The organism is uncultured Metabacillus sp. (assembly GCF_947503125.1).
Lineage (GTDB): Bacteria > Bacillota > Bacilli > Bacillales > Bacillaceae > Metabacillus.
Map to the genome: position 1 here is coordinate 21802 of NZ_CANNCR010000030.1, position 21658 is coordinate 43459.

Below are 21658 nucleotides of genomic sequence, written 5' to 3' on the forward strand. Positions count from 1 at the left end.
GAAAAGGAGCCTGTTTGATTGAATAAGCAGGCTTCTTTTCTATGGATTACGACAATATCATTTTTTTACTGCTACTATAATAGGATTACAACGAAATTCTTGCTGAGATCCTATTATTTTGTTAGATTTGGGATAGAACTGCCTTTTATTCTTCTAGAAAGATTAAGAGAGAGTTTCTTTAAGGTGTTTTTTGGGAAAGATTTGAAAACAAGGAGGGAGCACAAATGAAATTAGCAGGAAAAAAAGTATTAAGCTTTGTCCATGAAGATTTTGAGGACTTGGAGCTTTGGTATCCAATCCATCGTTTACGCGAAGAAGGGGCAACTGTTGATTTAGCTGGAGAAGAGGCTGGATTTACATATAAAGGAAAGTATGGGGTGCCAGCAACTTCTGATTTTGCCTTTCAAGATGTTGACCCTAAAGATTATGATGCGCTATTAGTTCCAGGAGGCTGGGCTCCTGATAAGCTGCGCAGATTTCCAAAGGTGCTGGCTATTGTTCAGCATATGGAAGAGCAGAAAAAACCGATTGGCCAAATCTGTCATGCTGGCTGGGTGCTGATCTCTGCAAAAATATTAAACGGCAAAACCGTAACAAGTACACCAGGTATTCGTGATGATATGGAGAATGCCGGAGCGAAATGGCTGGATGAAGCAGTTGTTGTTGATGGACATCTTGTATCAAGCAGACGTCCGCCTGATTTGCCGGACTATATGAGAGCGTTTATTCAGGTTTTAGAAGGCAAGTAAGGCGAATAAGACTAAAGGGTCACAGACACTCTAAACACAATGATTAAGTTTAGGAGTGGGCTAGTGATCCTTTTGCTTTTATACATACAAAAGTTGGTAGATACGATATAGTTATATATATTTCATGATTAAGAGAGGGGAATAGCAATGATAAATAAGTTAACCTACCAAGTGAATGACACGATCCATGCCGAGGAGCTGTCAGAAGTATTTAAAGCGTCTGGCATAAAACGGCCAGTTGAAGATCTTCCGCGGCTGCAGCAAATGATTGAACATGCCGATCTCATCATCACTGCCCGGGCTGAAGGTCGTTTAGTTGGCGTAGCACGTGCGATTACGGATTTTAGCTATTGCTGTTATTTATCAGATCTTGCTGTTGATCGGAACTTTCAAAAATGCGGAATTGGTAAAGAACTTGTCCGCTTGTTAAGAGAAGAGCTTGGGGAGCAGGTGTCATTAATCCTATTATCTGCTCAAGAAGCCATGGATTATTATCCGAAAATCGGCTTTGACAAAATTGACAATGGTTATAAAATAAATCGAAAAAGCTAGTGTAATAAAGGGCTGTCTCAAAACTTGAGCAGCCCTTTGTTGCTGCTTTTATTCCATATCCTTCTCCATTTTATAATTCCTCCATAAGAACGGTTTGTGCTCAATGCCGTCCTCCGCTCCATTTGTTGGCGTTTACATAAACAGCCTTTAGTAATATACGTCTTAAGCCCTAGGGGGGTTTACACCTTAAGTCATTTAACTCTTCCACTTTTTGCTATTAGAATGATGACTGTAGTAATGAGCTGCTTATACGAAATTTTTTCTGCAACGAGAGTGGTTCAAAACTAATTGGAAGCAAAACGAAAATTGAAAGGAGTTTGTAAGATGTCTTGGCTTACGAAGTGGTCATTTAAGAACAAAGCTGCAGTTGCTATTATGTCAATGTTGATACTTGTGTTGGGAGTTTTAAGTTATTTTCGATTGCCGATGGAGTTTTTGCCTTCTGCTGACCAACCCTTTATTTCAGTGGTTGCCATGGGTGAAGGTTTAGATGCAAGTATGATGGAGGAGCAGGTGACAACTCCGATTGAAAATGCCGTTGATGGTGTAAATGGGAAGACCAATGTGTTTTCAAGAACTGGTGACGGCTATACATCCGTCGATATTCACTTTGAGTCTAGTATTGATAAGAAAGAAGCGAAGCGGGAGATTGAGGAGGCTTTAGCAAATGTAACATTACCCGAAAATGTTATGAAGCCCAATATTGTCCAATTGAACACGTCCATGATACCTGTTTCCTACATTGCGTTAACGTTTGACGAAGGAATCAATCCTGAAACAATTCAGTATGCGAAAGATGAAATTGTTCCTTATTTTAAAGAAATTGCTGGAGTTTCATCGATCCAAACAAATGGAACTATACCTTCGTACGTATCGGTTGAACTAGATGAAAAAAAGATGGCTGCAAAGAAAGTTTCTATTGAGCATATTATGCCATTGCTTCAAGGACAGAATATGGCAACGGCAGTCGGAGAAAAAACAGTAGATGGGAAAACAGCTAATCTTAAGGTTGTTGGCGATTTAAATTCGATTGAAAAACTAAGAGAAACGGAAGTGCTTCCCAACGTACCTCTTAAAGATCTAGCAACGATTAACATCACAAAACAAGAAAACAATCTTACACGAGTGAATGGAAAGGATGCATTGATTTTCGTTATTACGAAGGATGGTCATTCAAACGCAGTAACGATAAGTAAAGAAGCTGAAAAAGCGTCACAGGAAGTAAATGAAAAGTACGACAATCTTGAAACGACTGTTGTTTTAGCTTCAGCTGATTCGGTAGAATCGTCTGTCCACAGTATGATTAAAGAAGTTTTATTAGGTGCCTTATTTGCAACCATTGTGATCATGGTGTTTTTACGTAATCTTCGCTCCACTTTAATAACGATTGTGTCCATTCCACTTTCATTAGGGTTTACTTTATTCCTGCTCAATCAGTCTGGTGTCACATTAAATATTTTGACATTAGGCGGAGTAGCCGTTGCAGTTGGACGTCTTGTAGATGACAGCATCGTCGTTATTGAAAATATTTTTAGAAGAGCACAACATGAAAAATTCACGATCAATATGGTCATGGATGCCACAAAGGAAGTTGGCTCGGCGATTACATCTTCAACCCTTACAACGGTGGCTGTATTTTTACCAATGGGGCTGTTAAGTGGAAGTTTGCAGGATTTCTTGCTTCCATTCGCATTAACCATCACTTATTCTCTGTTGGCTTCTTTAATTGTGGCCATTACAGTTGTACCTGTTATGAGTGCCGGCTTGCTTAAGAAGGCGAAAATAAAAGAGCACAATCCATCTCCGCGTTTTGCGAAAATGCTAACCTGGTCATTAAATCATAAATGGGTGGTGCTTGTAACCGCATTGCTTTTATTTGTCGGCTCGGTCGGGGGGGACTTCATGCTTCCTAAAGGCTCTGTTAATAAAACAAAAGCGGATTACGTCTTGGTCTCTTTAACATATCCGAATGAAACACCAATTGAAAAAGTAAAAGAAGAATCAATGAAGCTTGAAGAATATTTGTTAGCGCAAGAAGGGGTTGATACATTATATTTGCAATTAGGAAATTCTGAAGATGCAGCAAAATACGGAGCCGTTGGCAATCCAACCCAAGCGCAAATCATGGCAATCTTAGAAGAGGATGCAGATATGGGCGCCTTTATCGATACGATTGATACACAAAAAGATGTGTACAAGGATGCAACAATTGAGGCTACAGAAGCGACAATGATGGGTGGAGGCTCGACTTCCATAACCATTGATTTAATCGGTGATGATGTGGAAGGACTCATCACATTATCAGAAGAAGTTGAAGCTGAGATAAAGGATATTGAAGGAATTGAGAAGGTAAGTTCCAACCAAGAGGAAACAAAAGCGGTTTATTCCTTTGTTGTTAATTCTTCCGCTGCGAAAGCTGACCAAGTTGCCCAACAAGCTGCAGTCATGCTGAACAAAACCCCCCTTGGTTCTGTTGAAATGAACGGAATGCAAACGACGGTTATGCTGGAACCGTTATTTAATCCAGAGACGGAAAAAGAATTATCAAATGTTCCGATTATGACGGCTAATGGTATGACAACGATCGCAGAAGTAGCTGAGTTAAAGCAGACAGAAGAACCTACTAGCACATTCCATAAGGATGGGGATCAATATGTCAGGATAACGGCAACTGTTGATCCAGAAAAATTATCAGACATTTCCACGGAAATCAATACGCGTATTTTTGGTGATAAAACGACCGAAGGCATAGTGATTCCTGAAAACATGGAAGTACTTGTCGGCGGGGCAAGTGTTGATCAAGCAAACGACTTTCAGGATTTATTTATGACGATGCTTGCTTCGATTGGGATTGTGTTTCTGATTATGGTGATCACCTTTAAAACCATCCGAGCACCAATTGCGATTCTCTTTTCTTTACCGCTTGCCGCAATTGGAGCGATTTTAGGAATAATCATCAGCGGCATTTCTGTTGATGTAACGGCTTTATTGGGAGCATTAATGTTAATTGGTATCGTTGTAACAAATGCGATTGTTCTATTAGATCGCGTGAAGCAAAATGAACAAACTATGATTATTCGTGATGCAATAGTGGAGGCTGCTTCAATTAGAATGCGCCCGATCATCATGACAGCTGTAGCAACCATTTCGGCAATGCTTCCTTTATTATTTAAAGAAGCTGAAATGGGGAATTTAGTATCTGCAAGCTTAGCAGTTGTAGTTATTGGCGGATTAAGTGTCGCGACACTTTTAACACTTATTGTCATTCCAGTTGTTTATGAGCTGCTTCATTTTAAAAAGGCAAAAAAGCAAAGACTAAAGGCGGAAAGTGAAAGCCATGTAGAAACATTAGAAATGTAAACAAAAGAAGGGGCGGACTGCCCCTTCTTTTATTTAGTCTCTTTGTTTACAGACTGTTGCTTTTTTAGTAACAAGGAATGGCTCTTTTCAAAAGGTAAAATAGGTTGCTTCTATTCAATTTATCACATAATCCTTCAAGTGTTTAAATGATAAAATATAAGATTATGAGGTTGGTGATAGGTAAAAAAGCCTATAAACTGACAATAGCTAAAAGTTTTTTATCAAATTTTTGGAGAAATATAGTATAATTGTAAGCGGATACATGATGTGAAGGAGAAAAAACATGAATATAGTCATTTAGAACTGGGTATAAAGTGTTATGTGTTTTTTTCTCATGTCAGAATATTTCGTGAATACATACAAAGGGGTTAAGATGGTGAAGGAAAAAAAGAAGTCTGTTGCCAATAAGTCCTATAACAAACGGCAGAAAAGAAGTTATCTAAGAGGGATGACATTAAAGTCAAAAATTATTTTATTGATCCTATTATTTACGATCATTCCAAGTGTCATGATCGGGAATGTTGTATACTTTGTTTCATCAAGTACGATTGAAAACAAAGTTTCTGATATGAATAATGAGATTGGTGTTCAGGTTACGAAAAATGTAAACCATCTGTTAAGAGAAATTGAAAACATTACGCTAATTCCTTTATCGAACATGGATTTAATGGAACAGTTAAAGAATAATGAGGGGTTAACAGAGTATGAGAGATTTACAAAGGAAAGAGAAGTAACAGAATATTTCTCGAGCATTACATTTACAAATGAAAATGCTGAAGCGCTATTATTTATTAATGAAGAAAACATTGTTTTTGGTGAGTCAAGCACTACAGATGATTTTAAAGTGGATGAATACTTTGATTCAGAAATTCCTGACAAAGTGGAAGAATTATCGGGTTCAGTATTATGGACATCCGGTTTAGGGGATCTTTATGAAAATATTTACTTGTTTCGAAAATACGATCAGCTAGGCACCCTTATCCTTATCGCTAATGCGAAGCTTTTTGATGATGTGTTTGAAAATGGAAGAAACACATCAGCAAGAGAAATTTCGATTATTAATGAAAACGGTATAATAATAGCTAGTAATAAACAAAAGCTTGTTGGAAGTATCTATGAATCTCAACAACTTAATGATGAAAATTTAGTTTCGTTGCATGAAAGTGAAAACGGCTGGAAGGTATCTGTTTCAACCTCAAAAGCATATTTATTAAAAGAAATTCATGATGTGATTTATCTTGTCTATATCCTTATTTTCGCTTTTGTCCTTTTATCTGTTTTTGCGAGCATCTTTTTAGCCAAAAGTATGATTAGGCCCATACAGCGCATCGTTTCAATTATGAAAATGGCTGAAAAAGGTGACTTAACACACCGGGCAGACTATTTATATAAAAATGAAGTCGGTCAGCTAGGGAAAAGCTATAACACGATGATTGACAATATTACGGTCATGATTGAAGAAAATAAAAAGGTATCAACCTATGCGGTGAACCGGGCCAATGATCTGAAACGAATTGCCGAAGAATCGGCAATAGCCACTGAACAAATTGCCAGCGCAATTGAAGACGTTGCAAAGGGAGCTGTCAGCCAGGTCGATTATTCAGAACGAACAAACCGGGAAATGAAAGAGCTATCAGCTGAAATCAATGAGGTAGCCAATAATATGGAAAGAGTATCATCTATAACGCAAACAACAAAACAGCTTAGCAGTACATCTATTGAAACGATTAAAGAGTTAACCAATAAAAATCAAGAAATGGGAACGAATATTGAACAAGTTGAACAAACGATGAATGTGTTAAATGAGGAAATAACGCAAATAAAGGACATCGTTGAAATCATAAAGAGTGTAAGTGAGGAAACAAACTTATTATCATTAAACGCAAGCATCGAAGCGGCAAGAGCTGGGGAGTACGGTAGAGGATTTGCGGTTGTTGCCCAGGAAATACGAAAGCTTGCTGATCAAACGAAAACCTCGTCGCTGAGAATCGATTTGGTTATTGCAAGTATATTATCGCAAACAAAAAAATCGGTTCAAATGGTTGATACAACGATAAGACTATTTAATGAACAGTCGAATTCAATCCACGATACACAAAATGCGTTTGAAAATATTCTTGAAGGAACAAATGCGATTATCAGTGAAATTGATTATGTGGAAGCCTCAATTGGAAAGATCACGATCAATAAGGAAAAGGTCGAAAAAGCGATAAATGAAATGGTCGAAGTAGCAGAAATTTCTTCCTCCACAACTGAAGAAGTTACAGCAACAACAGAGGAACAGGCAGCATCTGCAGAGGAGTTGGGAGATTTAGCCTCTGCTCTTACAAGCACCATCCAAGAAGTAGAGGAGCTGATTCATAAGTTTAAGGTAAGAGAACAGCTGAATAATGTTGATGGTCATTAGGTGAAAAGGGCTGCTCCTTTTCACTTTTTGTAAAGGTAAGTATAAAATTTTGTACTTAGTTTTAGTGTCTAGATCCAGGCGCCATCTGCTCTAGGGTCTAGTCAAATAGGAATTGAAGGTAAAGAACACCTTCTATTCCTATTCGCCTTATGCTTGTCGCCGAATGCTAAGCGCCTTGCGCTTTTCTTATGTTTAGTTGGCTTTACCCCATTCTTTGTGTTAGGAAATTGTCATAGTTTATCACAGCCTGTCTAAATGATCCATGTATAATAAAAGTATAAATCGCTAGAAATTGGAGTTGATATGATGTTTCAAACATCTGTAGGTTTTTTGCGCTTTGTTGGGAACTTAGAGGGGATTTCTTATTTAGTGTTACTGATTATTGCCATGCCGCTAAAGTATTTTCTTGATTTTCCTCTTGCCGTCACCATCGTAGGCGGTCTGCATGGATTTTTATTTGTCTTGTTTGTCGTCATGGTAGCTGTTGTGAAATTTAAAAAACATTGGGCAGTTCTCTGGGGAATATGGGCTGTCTTCCTTGCATTTATTCCATTTGGCACGTTTTATTTGGATAGGCAATTAAAGAATAAGGAATAGGATCAATATCAATATCAATATTAATATCTATTTGCTCGAGGCATTATCTTTTTTATAAAATAAGAGCAAAAGGAAAATCCACATTCTTTAGACGATGTGGATTTTCCCATTTTTGTATTATTAAATGACTTTGGCGTTGTTTTTAAGTCTCTTACTCCTCTATCTCCACCTTCTCCAATATATTCTGAGACGTTTCTTCATTAAACCGATACTCAATATGAATTTCTTTATTTGTCTCCAGCGGTTCAAGGATCTTCCTTTGTTCTTCTGTAATTTGCAAAGCCAAGGGTTTATTATTGACGATTACTTCAATTGTGTGCGGATCCATGAGTCCGATATAAGTGGCTTGTGCAGAAATCATTTCTTGCTCTTGCATATTCTTTTCACTAGCTCCTTTTGTTGTAAGAGGTTCATTTGTTTGCTGCTGAGAGTTGCTGCATCCTGATAAGAAAATCATTATAGAAATAAAAAACGCAAAAAAATGTTCAGACATAAAAGTCCCCCAATACACCCTTTTTTCTTTTATGTATAGACTAATAAGCAGGGTGACATGCCTAAAATATAAAAAGTAAGAATAAATGGTGGAAAAAGGATTGACATATACCATATAGGGGTATAGTATAATACATAACAAAGGTGATATCACTCAAATTTTTTAAACATGTGTGAAGTGAATTTACATTGAGATAAAGGAGACATTTCAATGAATCCATCAAAGCAAGAAATTAACCTGCCGATTACAGGTATGACATGTGCAGCATGTGCCAATCGAATTGAAAAAGGTTTAAAACGAATGGAAGGGGTGGAAGAGGCGAATGTCAATTTTGCCTTAGAAAAGGCTTCGGTTACCTATGATCCCAATCAAGTAGAAATCGATCAGCTTTTTCGAAAGGTGAATGATCTAGGATATGAAGTCGCCACAGAAAAAACAGAACTATCTATTATAGGCATGACTTGTGCGGCATGTGCGAACAGGATAGAAAAAGGCTTAAACAAGCTGGACGGAGTCGTAAATGCCTCAGTGAATTTTGCTTTAGAAACAGCAAATGTAGAATACAATGCTTCACAAGTAACCGTTCAAGATCTTAAAAATAAGGTTTCCCAACTAGGCTACGAGGCAATGGTAAAAGAAGAAGAGCAAGCAGAAGGAAGTGATCACCGCACGCAGGAGCTGGAAAGACAAAAAGGCAAATTCATATTCTCGCTTATTTTATCTGTTCCATTATTATGGGCGATGGTCAGCCATTTTGAATTTACGTCCTTTCTTTACTTGCCAGAGATGTTCATGAATCCTTGGTTTCAATTAGCGTTAGCAACACCTGTACAATTTTTAGTCGGAAAGCAATTTTATGTTGGAGCATTTAAAGCATTAAAAAATAAAAGTGCAAACATGGATGTATTAGTCGCGCTTGGAACGTCTGCAGCTTATTTTTACAGTTTGTACTTGGCAATTAAGTCAATTGGATCGAATGAGCATATGGTTTCCCTTTATTTTGAAACAAGTGCTGTTTTGATTACGTTAATAATTCTCGGGAAATTATTTGAGGCACGAGCAAAGGGCCGTTCATCAGAAGCAATTAAAAAACTCATGGGCTTACAAGCAAAAACTGCGCTAGTCATTCGAGATGGTAAAGAAGTTGAGATACCGATAGAAGAAGTCGTCGTTGGAGATTATTTTCTTGTGAAGCCGGGTGAAAAGGTGCCGGTAGATGGGGAAATTGTTGAAGGACAGTCAGCCTTAGATGAATCGATGATCACTGGTGAAAGTGTTCCAGTGGATAAAACAGCAGGGGATACCGTCATTGGAGCCACAATCAATAAAAATGGATTTTTAAAGGTGAAAGCAACAAAGGTGGGCAAAAATACAGCGTTGGCACAAATCATTAAGGTGGTTGAGGATGCACAAGGTTCAAAAGCACCGATCCAGCGTTTAGCCGATCAAATTTCGGGCATCTTCGTACCAATTGTGGTAGGAATTGCTTTTCTTACCTTCTTTATTTGGTATCTCTGGGTTAGTCCTGGTGAATTTGCCGTTGCCCTAGAAAAGCTAATCGCCGTGCTCGTTATTGCTTGTCCATGTGCATTAGGCTTAGCAACACCAACATCGATTATGGCGGGATCCGGTCGTGCAGCCGAATATGGGATTTTGTTTAAAGGCGGCGAACACCTAGAAACAACTCACCAAATTACCACTGTTATTGTCGATAAAACAGGGACTGTTACAAATGGTAAACCGGTTTTAACGGATGTGATCGTGGAAAACGGCATAAATGAAGAAGACTTTCTAGGTTATGTAGCAAGTACTGAGAAGCAATCGGAACACCCGCTGGCTGAAGCGATTGTAAAAGGAATTCAAGAGAAGCAGCCTGCTTTGGAAAAGGTCGATTCCTTTGAAGCCATACCGGGATATGGGGTCAAAGCACTGATAAATGGTACAGAAGTTCTTATTGGAACAAGAAGCTTAATGGAAAACAATCACATTCAGATTGGTCATGCAAATGAAAAGATGGAAGCACTTGAAATGAAAGGAAAGACTGCGATGCTTGTCGCAATCAATCAGCAATATGCGGGAATTGTGGCTGTTGCAGATACAGTAAAGGATACTTCTAAGCAGGCGATTCACCGTTTGAAAGAAATGGGGCTGGAAGTAGTCATGATGACTGGTGACAACGAAAGGACGGCAAAATCGATTGCTGCTGAAGTGGGAATTGATACGGTTATTGCAGAAGTCCTTCCAGAAGGTAAAGCAGCAGAGGTGAAAAAATTACAGCAGCAAGGGAAGCTAGTCGCAATGGTCGGAGATGGCATCAATGATGCTCCTGCACTAGCGGTTGCAAACACAGGAATGGCGATTGGAACTGGCACAGATGTGGCAATGGAGGCAGCGGATATTACGTTAATGAGAGGCGACTTAATGAGCATTGCCGATGCGATCCTAATGAGTAAGAAAACTATTCGTAATATTAAACAAAACCTGTTTTGGGCGTTTGCTTATAATACAATCGGGATTCCGATCGCAGCAATCGGTTTCCTTGCACCATGGCTTGCTGGTGCGGCAATGGCATTTAGTTCTGTATCCGTTGTATTAAATGCCTTGCGATTACAAAGGGTAAAATTAAATGTAAAGGATGCTTCATGAAAGAGGGGTGGAGAGAATGAAAAAATGGGCAGCAGCTGCAGTCGTTTATTTATTTGTCGTGATGGGTTCCTATTTGTTTTATTCAGAAGTAATTGCAAGTGAACAACAAACATCGAATGAGCATCAAGACAGTCATGTGACAGAAGACAAATCAAGTGAGCATGGACATCATGGTGAAGAAAACAATGTGGAACATAATAGCGAAGTTGATGCAGATGTAAATTATGATGGCACGTCACTTGTTGTGAAGCTGACTGATCAACAAGGAAATCTAGTGGATGATCTCGAGGTGAATCATGAAAAGCTGATGCATTTAATAATTGTTGATGAGCATTTAGCTGAATTTTATCATGTTCATCCAGATAAGACTGGCAAAGGAACATTTAAACTGAATAAGAAAATGCCTGAAGGAGCCTATAAAGCGTTTGTTGATATCAAACCAAATAATTTAACGTATCAGGTCAAACCGATAACATTAACGGTTGGAAATAAGGAAACAGCTCATAGCCATCAGGCACTTCAGCCTGATCAATCGTTAATCAAAAAGATAGATGGCTATGAAGTGACACTAAAAATGAGTTCACAAATGGCGAACGAGCCAATCACCATGTCATTTGAATTGGATCAAAGTAAATTAGAGCCTTATTTAGGGGCAATGGGTCATATCGTGATTTTAGATGAAGAAGCGACAAACTATATTCATGTTCATCCGGTAAGTGATCAGGAGCCACGCTTTGAAACACAGTTTGACGAACCCGGCAATTATAAAATCTGGGCTGAGTTTAAACAAAATGGAGTGGTAAGAGCATTTCCATTTGTTGTTGAAATAAAGCAATAATCAGCAGATTTTGAATAGATGAAGGGGGGGTATTATAATAAAAGATAGTGAACGTAAAGGGGGCATATTAGTTGAGCAATGATTTTGAAAATCTTGAGCACGACCTTGAACAGGAACAATGCAGCCATCATGAGCATAGAACAAGTCATCATTCTGAAAAAGTGAAAAAAAATTTAATCACCCGGTTAAACAGAATAGAAGGACAAATTCGTGGGATAAAATCGTTAATTGAAAAGGATACGTATTGTGATGATGTCATCACCCAAATCTCAGCAACCCAATCAGCACTTAATAGTGTTGGAAAGCTTCTGCTTGAAGGACACCTTAGAACATGTGTTGTCGAAAGAATTCAAGAGGGTGACGAAGAAATCATCGATGAACTATTAATTACTGTGCAACGATTAATGAAAAAATAGGAGGATAATATAAATGGAAACAATTCTTTTAAAAGTAGAAGGAATGTCATGTAATCACTGTGTAAATTCAATAGAGGGAAGTATAGGAAAATTAAATGGTGTATCTAATGTAAAAGTAGACTTAGGTCAAGGAACAGTTGAAGTCAAATTTGATGCTAGCCAAGTAACAGAAAAAGAAATGAAGGATACAATTGAAGATCAGGGGTATGATGTTGTATAAGTTAACAGTTTAAATAGAATGGATAAAATCGAGTGTAAACAACGTTTACACTCGATTTTTCTATGTGGTGATCAAAAATAGAAAAAATGACGGAATGGTGAAACTTTCATTCTTTCTATCCGTATTACTTGATGATCCTGATTGGACATTGTATGATGAAACCATCACGTTATAGTTTGGAGGTATAATATTGGGACTGGCAAACTAAAAATTGGAGAATTAGCCGAAAGAACTGGTGTGACAAAACGCACGATTGATTATTATACCAATTTGGGGCTGTTGGAAGTAGAACGTTCCCCTTCTAATTATCGATACTATGATATGTCGGCAGTTGAGCGGTTGCATTTTATAGAAAAGTGTAAAAAAGATGGGATGTCATTAGAACAAATAAAAAAGAGACTAATAGATGAAAATGCAGAAGAGATTGATGTATTAGAATTAAGACTAAAAATAAAAGAACTTGAAAGTGATGTAACGAAAGTATTAGCACAACTCGACCATAATCAGGAATATGTCAAAAAAAATATTTCCCGTGAAAGTCTTTCGTTAATACAATCTTTGCTCTTGCTCCTGAATTAATTTCTTACAATTTGGGTAATGAAAAGAATAACAAGTATATAAAGGAGGTGTAGATCTTACATCCAGTAAGATCACTCATTGACCACTATTAATTTATTTATTTTTGTATTATTAATTGCTTTAACTGCCTTTTTCGTAGCCACAGAGTTTGCGATCGTAAAGGTAAGAGCATCAAAAATTGATCAGCTGATTGCAGAAGGGAAAAAAGGAGCAGTTTCAGCAAAAAAAGTTGTTACCCACTTAGATGAATATTTATCTGCTTGTCAGCTCGGAATAACGGTTACAGCACTAGGAATTGGGTGGGTTGGAGAATCGACATTTGAAATCCTATTACATCCTGTTTTTAGTTATTTTAATGTCGATGAATCATTGTCACATATTCTCATTTTAGTTATTGCTTTTGTTCTTGCAACATTCTTGCATGTTGTAGTGGGGGAGCTTGCTCCTAAAACAGTTGCAATTCAAAAAGCAGAGACGATAGCACTTCTGACGGCAAAGCCAATTATTTGGTTCTACCGCATTTTGTACCCATTCATTTGGTTCCTAAATGGATCTGCCCGTGTATTAGTTGGGTTCTTCGGGCTTAAGCCGGCATCAGAGCACGAGTTGGCGCACTCTGAGGAAGAACTTCGCATCTTGTTATCAGAAAGTTACAAGAGCGGAGAAATCAATAAAAATGAGCTAAAGTATGTAAACAATATCTTTGAATTTGATGAGAGAATTGCCAAGGAAATTATGGTTCCGCGTACCGAGATTGTGACGATATCAATTGATAATACTTATGATGATATTGTAAAAATAATTAAGAATGAACGATATACCAGATATCCGATTGTAGACGGGGATAAGGACAATATTATAGGCTTTCTTAATATTAAAGAGTTTTTAACTTCAAAGGTTATGGCGGGAACTAGTACGAAAGCATTTAACATTGATTCGTTTATCAACCCTGTTATTCAAGTTATTGAAACGATCCCTATTCATGATTTATTAGTAAAAATGCAAAAAGAACGAACACATTTAGCTATTTTGATTGATGAATATGGCGGTACCTCAGGGTTAGTTACTGTTGAAGATATTCTTGAAGAAATCGTTGGCGAAATAAGAGATGAATTCGATGAGGATGAAATCCCTGAAATACGTAAATTAAGTGATCAGCATTTTATTTTAGATGGCAAATTACTCATTGATGATGTTAACAACTTGCTAGATACGCATTTATCTGATGAGGGTATTGATACAATCGGAGGCTGGTTTCTTACGCAAAACTTTGATGCAACGGTTGGGGCAGAAGTTGAGAAAGATGGATATCTATTCAGAGTGCATGAAAGTGACGGACACCATATCCTCTATTTGGAAGTGTTAAAAACAAAACCACAAAATGTCGTTTACCTGCAGAACTAACAGTGCAAGCTTTTTAACTGCATATTTTTCAAAAAAGTAATAACACTTGTCCAAAAAATGCGAACCCTTCAAATTATGTTGAAGGGTTCGCATTTCTTATATCACAATAAATCTATAAGATTTAAGCTTGTTTTTCCATTGCTTCTTTTGCTTTCAAAAATTCCTCTTCCACCTCAAGAGAATATGTTTTGTCTTGATGCGGTTTATTTTTAGATAAGTAATCAAGAGCACTTGCTTTAGCCTCTAAGTGTAAAACCTTATCTTCCATTCTAGCAAAACCATTTACAATGCTTTCAGATTGGGAAGAAAACAATGTGTTTTTCACTCTGTAGCTTGTCTGGGCTGTTGTAGCTCTTGAGAGAAGCATTGTTTTGCGATTTTGCAAATCAGCATATGTTTCCTTTAATTTTACAACCTGAGCTTTTAATTGATTTGTTTGATCTTTTATTCCTTCAAGCTGTTCCTCAAGTGCTTGTAGCTTTTTTTCTTGCTCAAGACGATCTTGGATAGCCATTTTTGCCATTTCATCATTCTTCTTTTCCAGAGCTAGTTGCTGCTGTCTTTTGCGGTCCTGAATGGTCTGTTTGACCTGACGAATATACCCTTCATGCTTTTGTTCAAAATAAAGCTGATTTCCTAAGGCAGATTGTGCTTTTGCTTTTTGCGGTTTACATTAAAATAGCTCCGCCATAGCCTTCTTTTCTTAAACGCTGGCAAATCTCAACTCCGTCACCATGTGGCATCATCCAATCCATAATGATTACATCATAAAAAGAGGCTGTTGCATAATCATAAGCATCCTCGGCAGTTTGAACCCATTCTACTTGATACTTTGCCTTTTTCTCAAGCATATATGTAACAAGCTCGCCAAGCTTTACATCATCTTCGGCTAATAAAATATTCATCTTGTCTATCTCCCTCCACTAAACTAAAGCTATGCTTATCCTATTATTTAAAGTGAAAAATCGGAGAAAAAAATGAGTGCTGGATTTTTTGCATACAAAGTAACTCTATGATTATAAGGAGACGGAGTGGGCTGATAATAATGAATAAAAAGTTTACCCTGAATTTTGGAAGATTAGTAGAATGCTTTGTTGCATAGAAACTATAGTATGAGACAATTAATGCTGATAAAAATAAAGAACTATGTAGCGAATTTGTGCTGATGGAAGATAAACACTATCACTAAATTCAATGTCCAAAAAGGGATGAAAAAATGATAGAAAAGATGATTGAAGCTTTAGATCTCGCGTATATATCGTCATTTTCAAAAAAGGTAGAAACAATCTGGGGCTATCTTTTTTATAATGTAGACCAGCCAGATTATTATGATGCGAACCATGCCTATATTTCCTCTTATGATCAAAATCATGAGGAGATCATAGATGAAGTTGTGAACTTTTATCAGGGGAAAGGACTTATACCAAGATTTTATCTATCCCAATATGAAGAGCATTCCGATTTTGTTAAGGCTCTTAAACAAAGAGGCTTTGGTTTTGAAGAGTTCGAATGTCCAATTCAACTCATGAAATTAAAGGTAGATGTGAAAAGGGATTCCAAGGTAACGATTGAAAAAGTAACAGAGGAAAATAAGCAGGATGCCATTCACATTGAATGCCAAATAAAAGAACTTGGCGGAGCAATCCGAAAAAAAGCTTTTGAGGAAGAATTTGCTCATGAAGCGTATACACATTATGTATTAAAATATGATGGAGTTCCTTGCTCAACAGCATGTATCTTTATGCATGAACAGGATGCAAGATTAGAAAGCGTGGCAACTTTGGAAGCGTATCGTGGTAAAGGGCTGATCGGCCAGCTGATCCATTATATCCAGGAGGAAGTATCAAACATGCATGTGGAACGCTTTTGGGTCATGCCAATTGACGAGACAGTGGAAAAGGTGTATAAGAAATCTGGCTTTGAAACGATTAAAACAGTAAAAACCGGCCATGCATTTTTAGGAGGAAGAAGTATCGAGGAAATCCGCAATAGTTAAAAGGATTCCTTATATTGACAGTGTGATCCATTATCTGTTATTTTATAGGTAACAAAATTTTAGGAGATGTGTTTTGTGAGGGTTTCTGTTCTTAACTAATCGAAGTAAATACTTCAACTGCATGACTAGCTTGGAAAAACTTTTACAATCGTAAAGGTTTATTTAGCTATGTATCTGCAGAAAGTTAAGAACAAAACGGTCATCATACACAATTTGCAATCTCTTGCATAACGCCCGTAGACAGCCGTGCTTTGTTTAAGCATGGTTTTTGTTTGTATTGGGTGATAGCTTTATTAGGCGAAGTCTGCTTAATAATAGGGATAAAAAGGTGATGAACAACCAACTGTTCATCACCTTTTTTTATTTTATTAATGGAGGTTTAAACATTGAACAAAACAGCAATGGAACGTTTAGAATTTACCAAAGTAACAGCATTGCTTAGTGACTATGCAATGAGTGAGACGGCGAAAAGAAGAGCTGTTCAGCTTGAGCCGATTCATGATGAGAAAAAAATTAGGCGCTGGCTTAATGAAACAACGGAGGCATGTAAAATTATCGAAAAATCCTCGAGCATACCTGTTCATTCCCTTCATGGGGTTGAACAAATGATTACCATGGTGGATAAAGGATATATTCTCACACCAGAGCAATTTGGATTTTTAGGCGCTTTCTTAGATAGCGTGAAGAAAATTAAACGCTTTATGGTGAAACAGGAATATATTGCACCAACGATCAGCTCCTATGCTTATTCTCTTTATGAGCTTTCAGATTTGGCAGATGAAATTGCACGATCCATTCGAAACAATACAGTGGATGACTATGCGAGCAGAGCTTTAACGAAAATTAGAAGTAAGATCGCATCAACAGAAGAAAAGATAAAAGCAAAGCTTGCACAAATAATGAAAAATTCAGCTTCTTACCTGCAAGAGCAAGTAGTCATTGTTAGAAATGGCCGATATGTTGTCCCAGTGAAAAGTGAATGCAAACGGAAATTTTCCGGAACCATTTTAGACCAGTCCTCAAGCGGGCAAACCGTTTATATGGAGCCTAAAGATTTAAATAAGCTGCAGGATGAACTAACGTTTTTAAAAGTGGAGGAAGAGCTTGAGGTTCAAAAAATTCTTGGTCAATTAACTGAAATGACAGCGATGTATAAACAGGAGCTTCAGATCAATATTGAAGGAATGGTGTCCTATGATTTTATTTTTGCAAAGGCAAAGCTAAGCAGATCGATGCAGGGAAATGAAGTCCAGCTGCAACCTGATGAAGGGCTGCAGCTCATCCAAGCAAAACATCCCTTATTAGGTGTGAATGCAGTGCCATTAACGGTGGAATTAGGGAAAGAGTACATGGCACTAGTGATAACCGGACCAAATACAGGCGGTAAGACGGTTACGATTAAAACGGTAGGATTATTAGCAATGATGGTCCAATCAGGTCTCCATATTCCTGCCGATTCGAATAGCAGCTTTTGCATTTTTAAAGATATTTTTGTTGATATTGGTGACCAGCAAAGTATTGAGCATTCCCTAAGTACTTTTTCTTCCCATATTCGGAATGTGATTGATATCCTGCAAAAATCCCGGAAGGATACGCTGATTATCCTTGATGAAATAGGTTCAGGAACAGATCCTCAGGAAGGAATGGGGCTGGCAATTTCAATCTTAGAGGCATTATACCGATCAGGGGCCATGTTTATTGCTACCACGCATTATAGTGAACTAAAGGATTTCGCAGAAAAAGCAAATGGATTTCAAAATGGCTCAATGGACTTTGATATTGAAACACTTCAGCCTCTCTATAAGCTGATTATCGGCAAGGGTGGAGAGAGCCAGGCATTTACAATTGCACAAAAATTAGGGATGTCTTTGGAGATTATCAAGAGAGCAAAAGAAATCACCCATCAACAGCCTCGTAGTGAACGTGTGATACTGAAAAATGTCGTTCCATACGAGAAAAATCAAAAGCAGAAAGCTCAAGAAAAGAAACAAATGACAACCTATCAAGCTGGTGATGTAGTATGGATTTCACATCTTCAAACAAAGGGAATCGTTGCATCGGGTGCAAACTCGAGAGGAGAGCTTGAACTTTTAGTGAAAAATCAAAAAATGATGGTCAATCATAAACGAGTTCAGCCATTTATTGAAGCGGAAGACTTGTATCCTGACAATTATGATCTTGATCAAGTCTTTGATTCTAAGGAAGTGCGCAAGAAAAAGAAAGTGATGGGCAGAAAGCATGTTGAAGGTCTAAAGATTGATCATGAGGAGTAGAAAGGGGAGTTTTTCCCCTTTTTAAAAAGGTAAGAAATGATAAAATTTCAACCTAGTTTTTGTGTCTAGGCACTCATGAATTGAAGGCAAAGAACGCCTTCTATTCATGAGCGTCTTATTTGCCCTAGGCTGAGCAAGGCGCTAACGCTTTTCTTATTTAATTTGTGAAAAACTTCACAAAAAGTATTGCCTTTTTCATAAAGGCGGAATATAATAAAATCATAAACATTGTGAAACATTTCACAATTATATGTGAAAAACTTCACAAACTTATTTTTAGGAGGAAATTAATATGAAAATTGCTGTTATTGGATGTACACATGCAGGAACTGCAGCTATTTCAAATATGATAAAACTATACCCAAATGCAATTATAAATGTTTATGAAAAAAACGATAATATCTCTTTCTTATCTTGCGGAATTGCCTTACATGTCAGCGGTGTTGTAAAGGATGCAAATGGCTTGTTCTATTGTACACCAGAGGAGCTTACTCAGCTTGGTGTGAATATGTTTATGCAGCATGAAGTCCTTGATGTAAATATTGAAGGGAAAACACTTGTCGCTCGAAATCTTCAGACAAATGAAACGATAAATGATACATTTGATAAATTAGTGATTGCAACTGGATCTTGGCCAATAATTCCTAAGATTGAAGGAATCAATCAAGAGAATGTCCTCCTTTGCAAAAACTTCCAACATGCAACGACCATTATTGAAAAAGCAAAGGATGCGGAAAAGATTGTTGTTGTTGGAGCAGGCTATATTGGTATCGAGTTAGTAGAAGCGTTTGAAATGAGCGGGAAACAGGTAACGCTTATTGATGGGGAAAACCGCATTTTGAGCAAATATTTAGATGAGTCTTTTACTGATATCATTGAAGAGGATTTCCGCAATCGTGATATCCGCTTAGCATTAGGTGAAACGGTTACTCGTTTTGTTGGAAAAAATGAAACAGTTGCAGCCGTTGAAACAACAAAAGGAACGTATGAGGCGGATCTTGTCATCCTATGCATCGGTTTCCAGCCAAATACGCAGCTATTTAAAGGGCAAATCGACATGCTTGAAAATGGCGCAATCAAAGTCGATGAATATATGCGCACAAGCAATGAGGATGTGTTTGCAGCTGGTGACAGCTGTGCCATCCGCTATAATCCAACAGGTGAGCATGCCTATATCCCGCTTGCAACAAACGCGGTGAGAATGGGAACATTGGTGGCAAAAAACCTGAAGAAGCCAATGATTAAATATATGGGGACACAAGGAACATCAGGGATCAAAATCTTTGATCAAAATATTGCAACAACTGGTTTAACAGAAATGATGGCACGTCGTATGGGTATGAATGTGAAAAGTATCACAATCTTAGAGCATGACCGCCCAGAGTTTATGCCAACCTATGAAGATATTATGTTAAAGGTAGTCTATGAAGAAGAGACAAAACGAATTGTCGGGGCACAGGTGATGTCTAAAGTTGATGTTACACAATCTATTAATACATTATCTGTTTGCATCCAAAACAACATGACAACAGATGAGCTAGGATTTGTCGATTTCTTCTTCCAGCCGCATTATAATAAGCCGTGGAATTTCTTAAATCAGGCTGGATTACAAGCACTCTAAGCTTACTTAGGAGGCTGGCTCAATAGAATGAGCCAGCCTTTTCCTTTTAAAAAAATAAAAATAGCCATAATATAGATGTGTGACATCATTTTTCGGAGGTGGTTGAGGATGAATTTTCGTATTGAAAAAGACACAATGGGTGAGATTCAAGTACCAGCTGATAAGTATTGGGGAGCTCAAACACAACGCAGCAAGCAAAACTTTAAAATTGGCGGAGAAAAAATGCCAAGTGAGGTTATCATTGGTTTCGCAATTTTAAAAAGAAGTGCGGCAAAGGTAAATGATTCACTAGGAAAGCTACATAATGAAAAGGCACAAGCGATTATAAAGGCTTGTGATGAAATCATTGATGGCAAATTAACTGAGCATTTTCCGCTTGTTGTATGGCAAACGGGAAGCGGAACACAAAGCAATATGAATGTAAATGAAGTGATTGCAAGAAGAGGCAATGAAATTCTTAAGGAAAAAGGGATCGATGCCGTTATCCATCCAAATGATGATGTAAATATGAGCCAAAGCTCAAATGATACATTTCCAACTGCGATGCATATTGCGGGTGTGATGGCAGTAGAAACGAATTTGCTTCCAGCGATTGAGAAGCTATCAGCAACGTTAGAAGAAAAAGTGAAGCAATTTAAGGATATCGTAAAAATCGGACGTACCCACTTGCAGGATGCTACACCTTTAACCTTAGGTCAGGAAATTAGCGGTTGGGTTCATATGCTTATGCAAACTAAGGAAATGATCCAGCAAGCAACATCATATATGGAAAATTTGGCTATAGGCGGTACTGCAGTAGGGACGGGAATTAATGCTCATCCTGAATTTGGTGATCGAGTAGCAAAGGAAATCAGTGAGTATACCAAGAAAACATTTCGCTCTTCAGCAAATAAATTTCATGCGTTAACAAGCCATGATGAAACTGTTTATGCACATGGCGCGTTAAAAGCATTAGCGGCAAATTTAATGAAAATAGCCAATGACGTTCGCTGGCTGGCAAGTGGCCCTAGATGCGGAATCGGAGAAATTACCATTCCTGAAAATGAACCGGGAAGCTCGATCATGCCAGGAAAAGTAAACCCGACGCAAAGTGAGGCCATGACGATGGTTGCTGTTCAAGTAATGGGAAATGATGCGGCCATCGGTTTTGCAGCAAGTCAGGGAAACTTTGAATTAAATGTGTTTAAGCCGGTAATCATTTATAATTTCCTGCAGTCTGTTCAGTTGCTTTCTGATGCAATTATTTCCTTCCATGACAATTGTGCTGTTGGAATTGAAGCAAATCTGCCAGTTATTCAACGTTACCTTAATGACTCTTTAATGCTCGTGACTGCACTAAATCCTCATATAGGATATGAAAATGCGGCTAAGATTGCAAAGCTTGCCCATAAAGAAGGGATTACGTTAAAAGAAGCAGCCGTTCAACTGAACCTGCTAACAGAGGAACAGTTTGATCAATATGTAAAACCTGAAGAAATGACTTATCCAAAATGAAAAGGGGGGCTAA

Annotated in this window: 16 protein-coding genes and 2 pseudogenes; 15 read left to right on the forward strand and 3 right to left on the reverse strand. The window is 37.8% G+C overall.

All coding sequences use genetic code 11. The annotated features are described in order from the left end of the window. Positions 1 to 224 precede the first annotated feature (224 nt). From Q1B07_RS17305 to Q1B07_RS17325, 5 genes are all read left to right on the forward strand, one after another. On the forward strand, positions 225 to 749 hold the full coding sequence (locus Q1B07_RS17305; protein ID WP_299092491.1) for a type 1 glutamine amidotransferase domain-containing protein: 525 nt from the start codon (positions 225 to 227) through the stop codon (positions 747 to 749). 147 nt (positions 750 to 896) lie between these two features. Beyond that, positions 897 to 1301, forward strand: a complete 405-nt coding sequence (locus Q1B07_RS17310; protein ID WP_299092489.1) for a GNAT family N-acetyltransferase — start codon at positions 897 to 899, stop codon at positions 1299 to 1301. Between the two features lie 324 nt (positions 1302 to 1625). Continuing rightward, positions 1626 to 4661, forward strand: coding sequence for an efflux RND transporter permease subunit (locus Q1B07_RS17315; protein ID WP_299092487.1), 3036 nt, complete (start codon positions 1626 to 1628; stop codon positions 4659 to 4661). 373 nt (positions 4662 to 5034) lie between these two features. Further along, positions 5035 to 7068, forward strand: coding sequence for a methyl-accepting chemotaxis protein (locus tag Q1B07_RS17320; RefSeq protein ID WP_299833158.1), 2034 nt, complete (start codon positions 5035 to 5037; stop codon positions 7066 to 7068). A 306-nt stretch (positions 7069 to 7374) separates the two neighbouring features. Further along, positions 7375 to 7665: a DUF3817 domain-containing protein gene (locus Q1B07_RS17325; protein ID WP_299092483.1), complete on the forward strand. Its 291-nt coding sequence runs from the start codon at positions 7375 to 7377 to the stop codon at positions 7663 to 7665. A 151-nt stretch (positions 7666 to 7816) separates the two neighbouring features. Here Q1B07_RS17325 and Q1B07_RS17330 read toward each other — a convergent pair whose 3' ends face one another. Next, the gene (locus Q1B07_RS17330) at positions 7817 to 8158 is read right to left on the reverse strand and encodes a hypothetical protein (RefSeq protein WP_299092481.1); all 342 of its coding nucleotides are present in this window, start codon (positions 8156 to 8158) and stop codon (positions 7817 to 7819) included. A 210-nt stretch (positions 8159 to 8368) separates the two neighbouring features. Between Q1B07_RS17330 and Q1B07_RS17335 the strand changes: the two genes are divergently transcribed. The 6 genes from Q1B07_RS17335 to Q1B07_RS17360 all read left to right on the forward strand — a co-directional run bounded on the left by Q1B07_RS17335 (position 8369) and on the right by Q1B07_RS17360 (position 14261). Next, positions 8369 to 10804, forward strand: coding sequence for a heavy metal translocating P-type ATPase (locus Q1B07_RS17335; protein ID WP_299092479.1), 2436 nt, complete (start codon positions 8369 to 8371; stop codon positions 10802 to 10804). Between the two features lie 16 nt (positions 10805 to 10820). Further along, positions 10821 to 11642 carry a hypothetical protein gene (locus Q1B07_RS17340; RefSeq protein ID WP_299092477.1) on the forward strand — a complete coding sequence of 274 codons (822 nt, stop codon included), beginning with the start codon at positions 10821 to 10823 and terminating at the stop codon, positions 11640 to 11642. 71 nt (positions 11643 to 11713) lie between these two features. Continuing rightward, positions 11714 to 12058, forward strand: a complete 345-nt coding sequence (locus Q1B07_RS17345; protein WP_299092475.1) for a metal-sensitive transcriptional regulator — start codon at positions 11714 to 11716, stop codon at positions 12056 to 12058. A gap of 13 nt (positions 12059 to 12071) precedes the next feature. Further along, positions 12072 to 12278: a copper chaperone CopZ gene (copZ, locus tag Q1B07_RS17350; protein WP_299092473.1), complete on the forward strand. Its 207-nt coding sequence runs from the start codon at positions 12072 to 12074 to the stop codon at positions 12276 to 12278. Between the two features lie 237 nt (positions 12279 to 12515). Further along, positions 12516 to 12857, forward strand: a complete 342-nt coding sequence (locus tag Q1B07_RS17355) for a MerR family transcriptional regulator (RefSeq protein ID WP_299092471.1) — start codon at positions 12516 to 12518, stop codon at positions 12855 to 12857. Positions 12858 to 12935: 78 nt separating this feature from the next. Further along, complete coding sequence (locus Q1B07_RS17360; protein WP_299092468.1) at positions 12936 to 14261, forward strand: hemolysin family protein; 1326 nt, start codon at positions 12936 to 12938, stop codon at positions 14259 to 14261. A 121-nt stretch (positions 14262 to 14382) separates the two neighbouring features. Here the strand turns inward: Q1B07_RS17360 and Q1B07_RS17365 are convergent. Both Q1B07_RS17365 and Q1B07_RS17370 read right to left on the reverse strand, forming a co-directional pair. Then, positions 14383 to 14907 (reverse strand): annotated as a pseudogene (locus Q1B07_RS17365) (PspA/IM30 family protein); the annotation flags it as partial. Positions 14908 to 14932: 25 nt separating this feature from the next. Continuing rightward, positions 14933 to 15166 (reverse strand): annotated as a pseudogene (locus tag Q1B07_RS17370) (response regulator); the annotation flags it as partial. A 311-nt stretch (positions 15167 to 15477) separates the two neighbouring features. Here Q1B07_RS17370 and Q1B07_RS17375 point away from each other — a divergent pair. The 4 genes from Q1B07_RS17375 (at position 15478) to fumC (ending at position 21645) form a co-directional block, all read left to right on the forward strand. Next, positions 15478 to 16257, forward strand: a complete 780-nt coding sequence (locus Q1B07_RS17375) for a GNAT family N-acetyltransferase (protein ID WP_299092466.1) — start codon at positions 15478 to 15480, stop codon at positions 16255 to 16257. Between the two features lie 386 nt (positions 16258 to 16643). After that, positions 16644 to 18530, forward strand: a complete 1887-nt coding sequence (locus tag Q1B07_RS17380) for an endonuclease MutS2 (RefSeq protein ID WP_299092465.1) — start codon at positions 16644 to 16646, stop codon at positions 18528 to 18530. Between the two features lie 292 nt (positions 18531 to 18822). Further along, the gene (locus Q1B07_RS17385; RefSeq protein WP_299092464.1) at positions 18823 to 20151 is read left to right on the forward strand and encodes an FAD-dependent oxidoreductase; all 1329 of its coding nucleotides are present in this window, start codon (positions 18823 to 18825) and stop codon (positions 20149 to 20151) included. Between the two features lie 108 nt (positions 20152 to 20259). Beyond that, entirely contained in the window at positions 20260 to 21645 is a 1386-nt protein-coding gene (fumC, locus tag Q1B07_RS17390; RefSeq protein ID WP_299092462.1) for a class II fumarate hydratase, read from the forward strand. The last annotated feature ends 13 nt before the right edge of the window (positions 21646 to 21658 follow it).

What these genes read in the sequence shown, in the direction of transcription:
- Q1B07_RS17305 (WP_299092491.1), top strand. Translation starts at nt 225, where the DNA reads ATGAAATTAGCAGGAAAAAAAGTATTAAGCTTTGTCCATGAAGATTTT.
- Q1B07_RS17310 (WP_299092489.1), top strand. Translation starts at nt 897, where the DNA reads ATGATAAATAAGTTAACCTACCAAGTGAATGACACGATCCATGCCGAG.
- Q1B07_RS17315 (WP_299092487.1), top strand. Translation starts at nt 1,626, where the DNA reads ATGTCTTGGCTTACGAAGTGGTCATTTAAGAACAAAGCTGCAGTTGCT.
- Q1B07_RS17320 (WP_299833158.1), top strand. Translation starts at nt 5,035, where the DNA reads ATGGTGAAGGAAAAAAAGAAGTCTGTTGCCAATAAGTCCTATAACAAA.
- Q1B07_RS17325 (WP_299092483.1), top strand. Translation starts at nt 7,375, where the DNA reads ATGTTTCAAACATCTGTAGGTTTTTTGCGCTTTGTTGGGAACTTAGAG.
- Q1B07_RS17330 (WP_299092481.1), bottom strand. Translation starts at nt 8,158, where the DNA reads ATGTCTGAACATTTTTTTGCGTTTTTTATTTCTATAATGATTTTCTTA.
- Q1B07_RS17335 (WP_299092479.1), top strand. Translation starts at nt 8,369, where the DNA reads ATGAATCCATCAAAGCAAGAAATTAACCTGCCGATTACAGGTATGACA.
- Q1B07_RS17340 (WP_299092477.1), top strand. Translation starts at nt 10,821, where the DNA reads ATGAAAAAATGGGCAGCAGCTGCAGTCGTTTATTTATTTGTCGTGATG.
- copZ (WP_299092473.1), top strand. Translation starts at nt 12,072, where the DNA reads ATGGAAACAATTCTTTTAAAAGTAGAAGGAATGTCATGTAATCACTGT.
- Q1B07_RS17375 (WP_299092466.1), top strand. Translation starts at nt 15,478, where the DNA reads ATGATAGAAAAGATGATTGAAGCTTTAGATCTCGCGTATATATCGTCA.
- Q1B07_RS17385 (WP_299092464.1), top strand. Translation starts at nt 18,823, where the DNA reads ATGAAAATTGCTGTTATTGGATGTACACATGCAGGAACTGCAGCTATT.
- fumC (WP_299092462.1), top strand. Translation starts at nt 20,260, where the DNA reads ATGAATTTTCGTATTGAAAAAGACACAATGGGTGAGATTCAAGTACCA.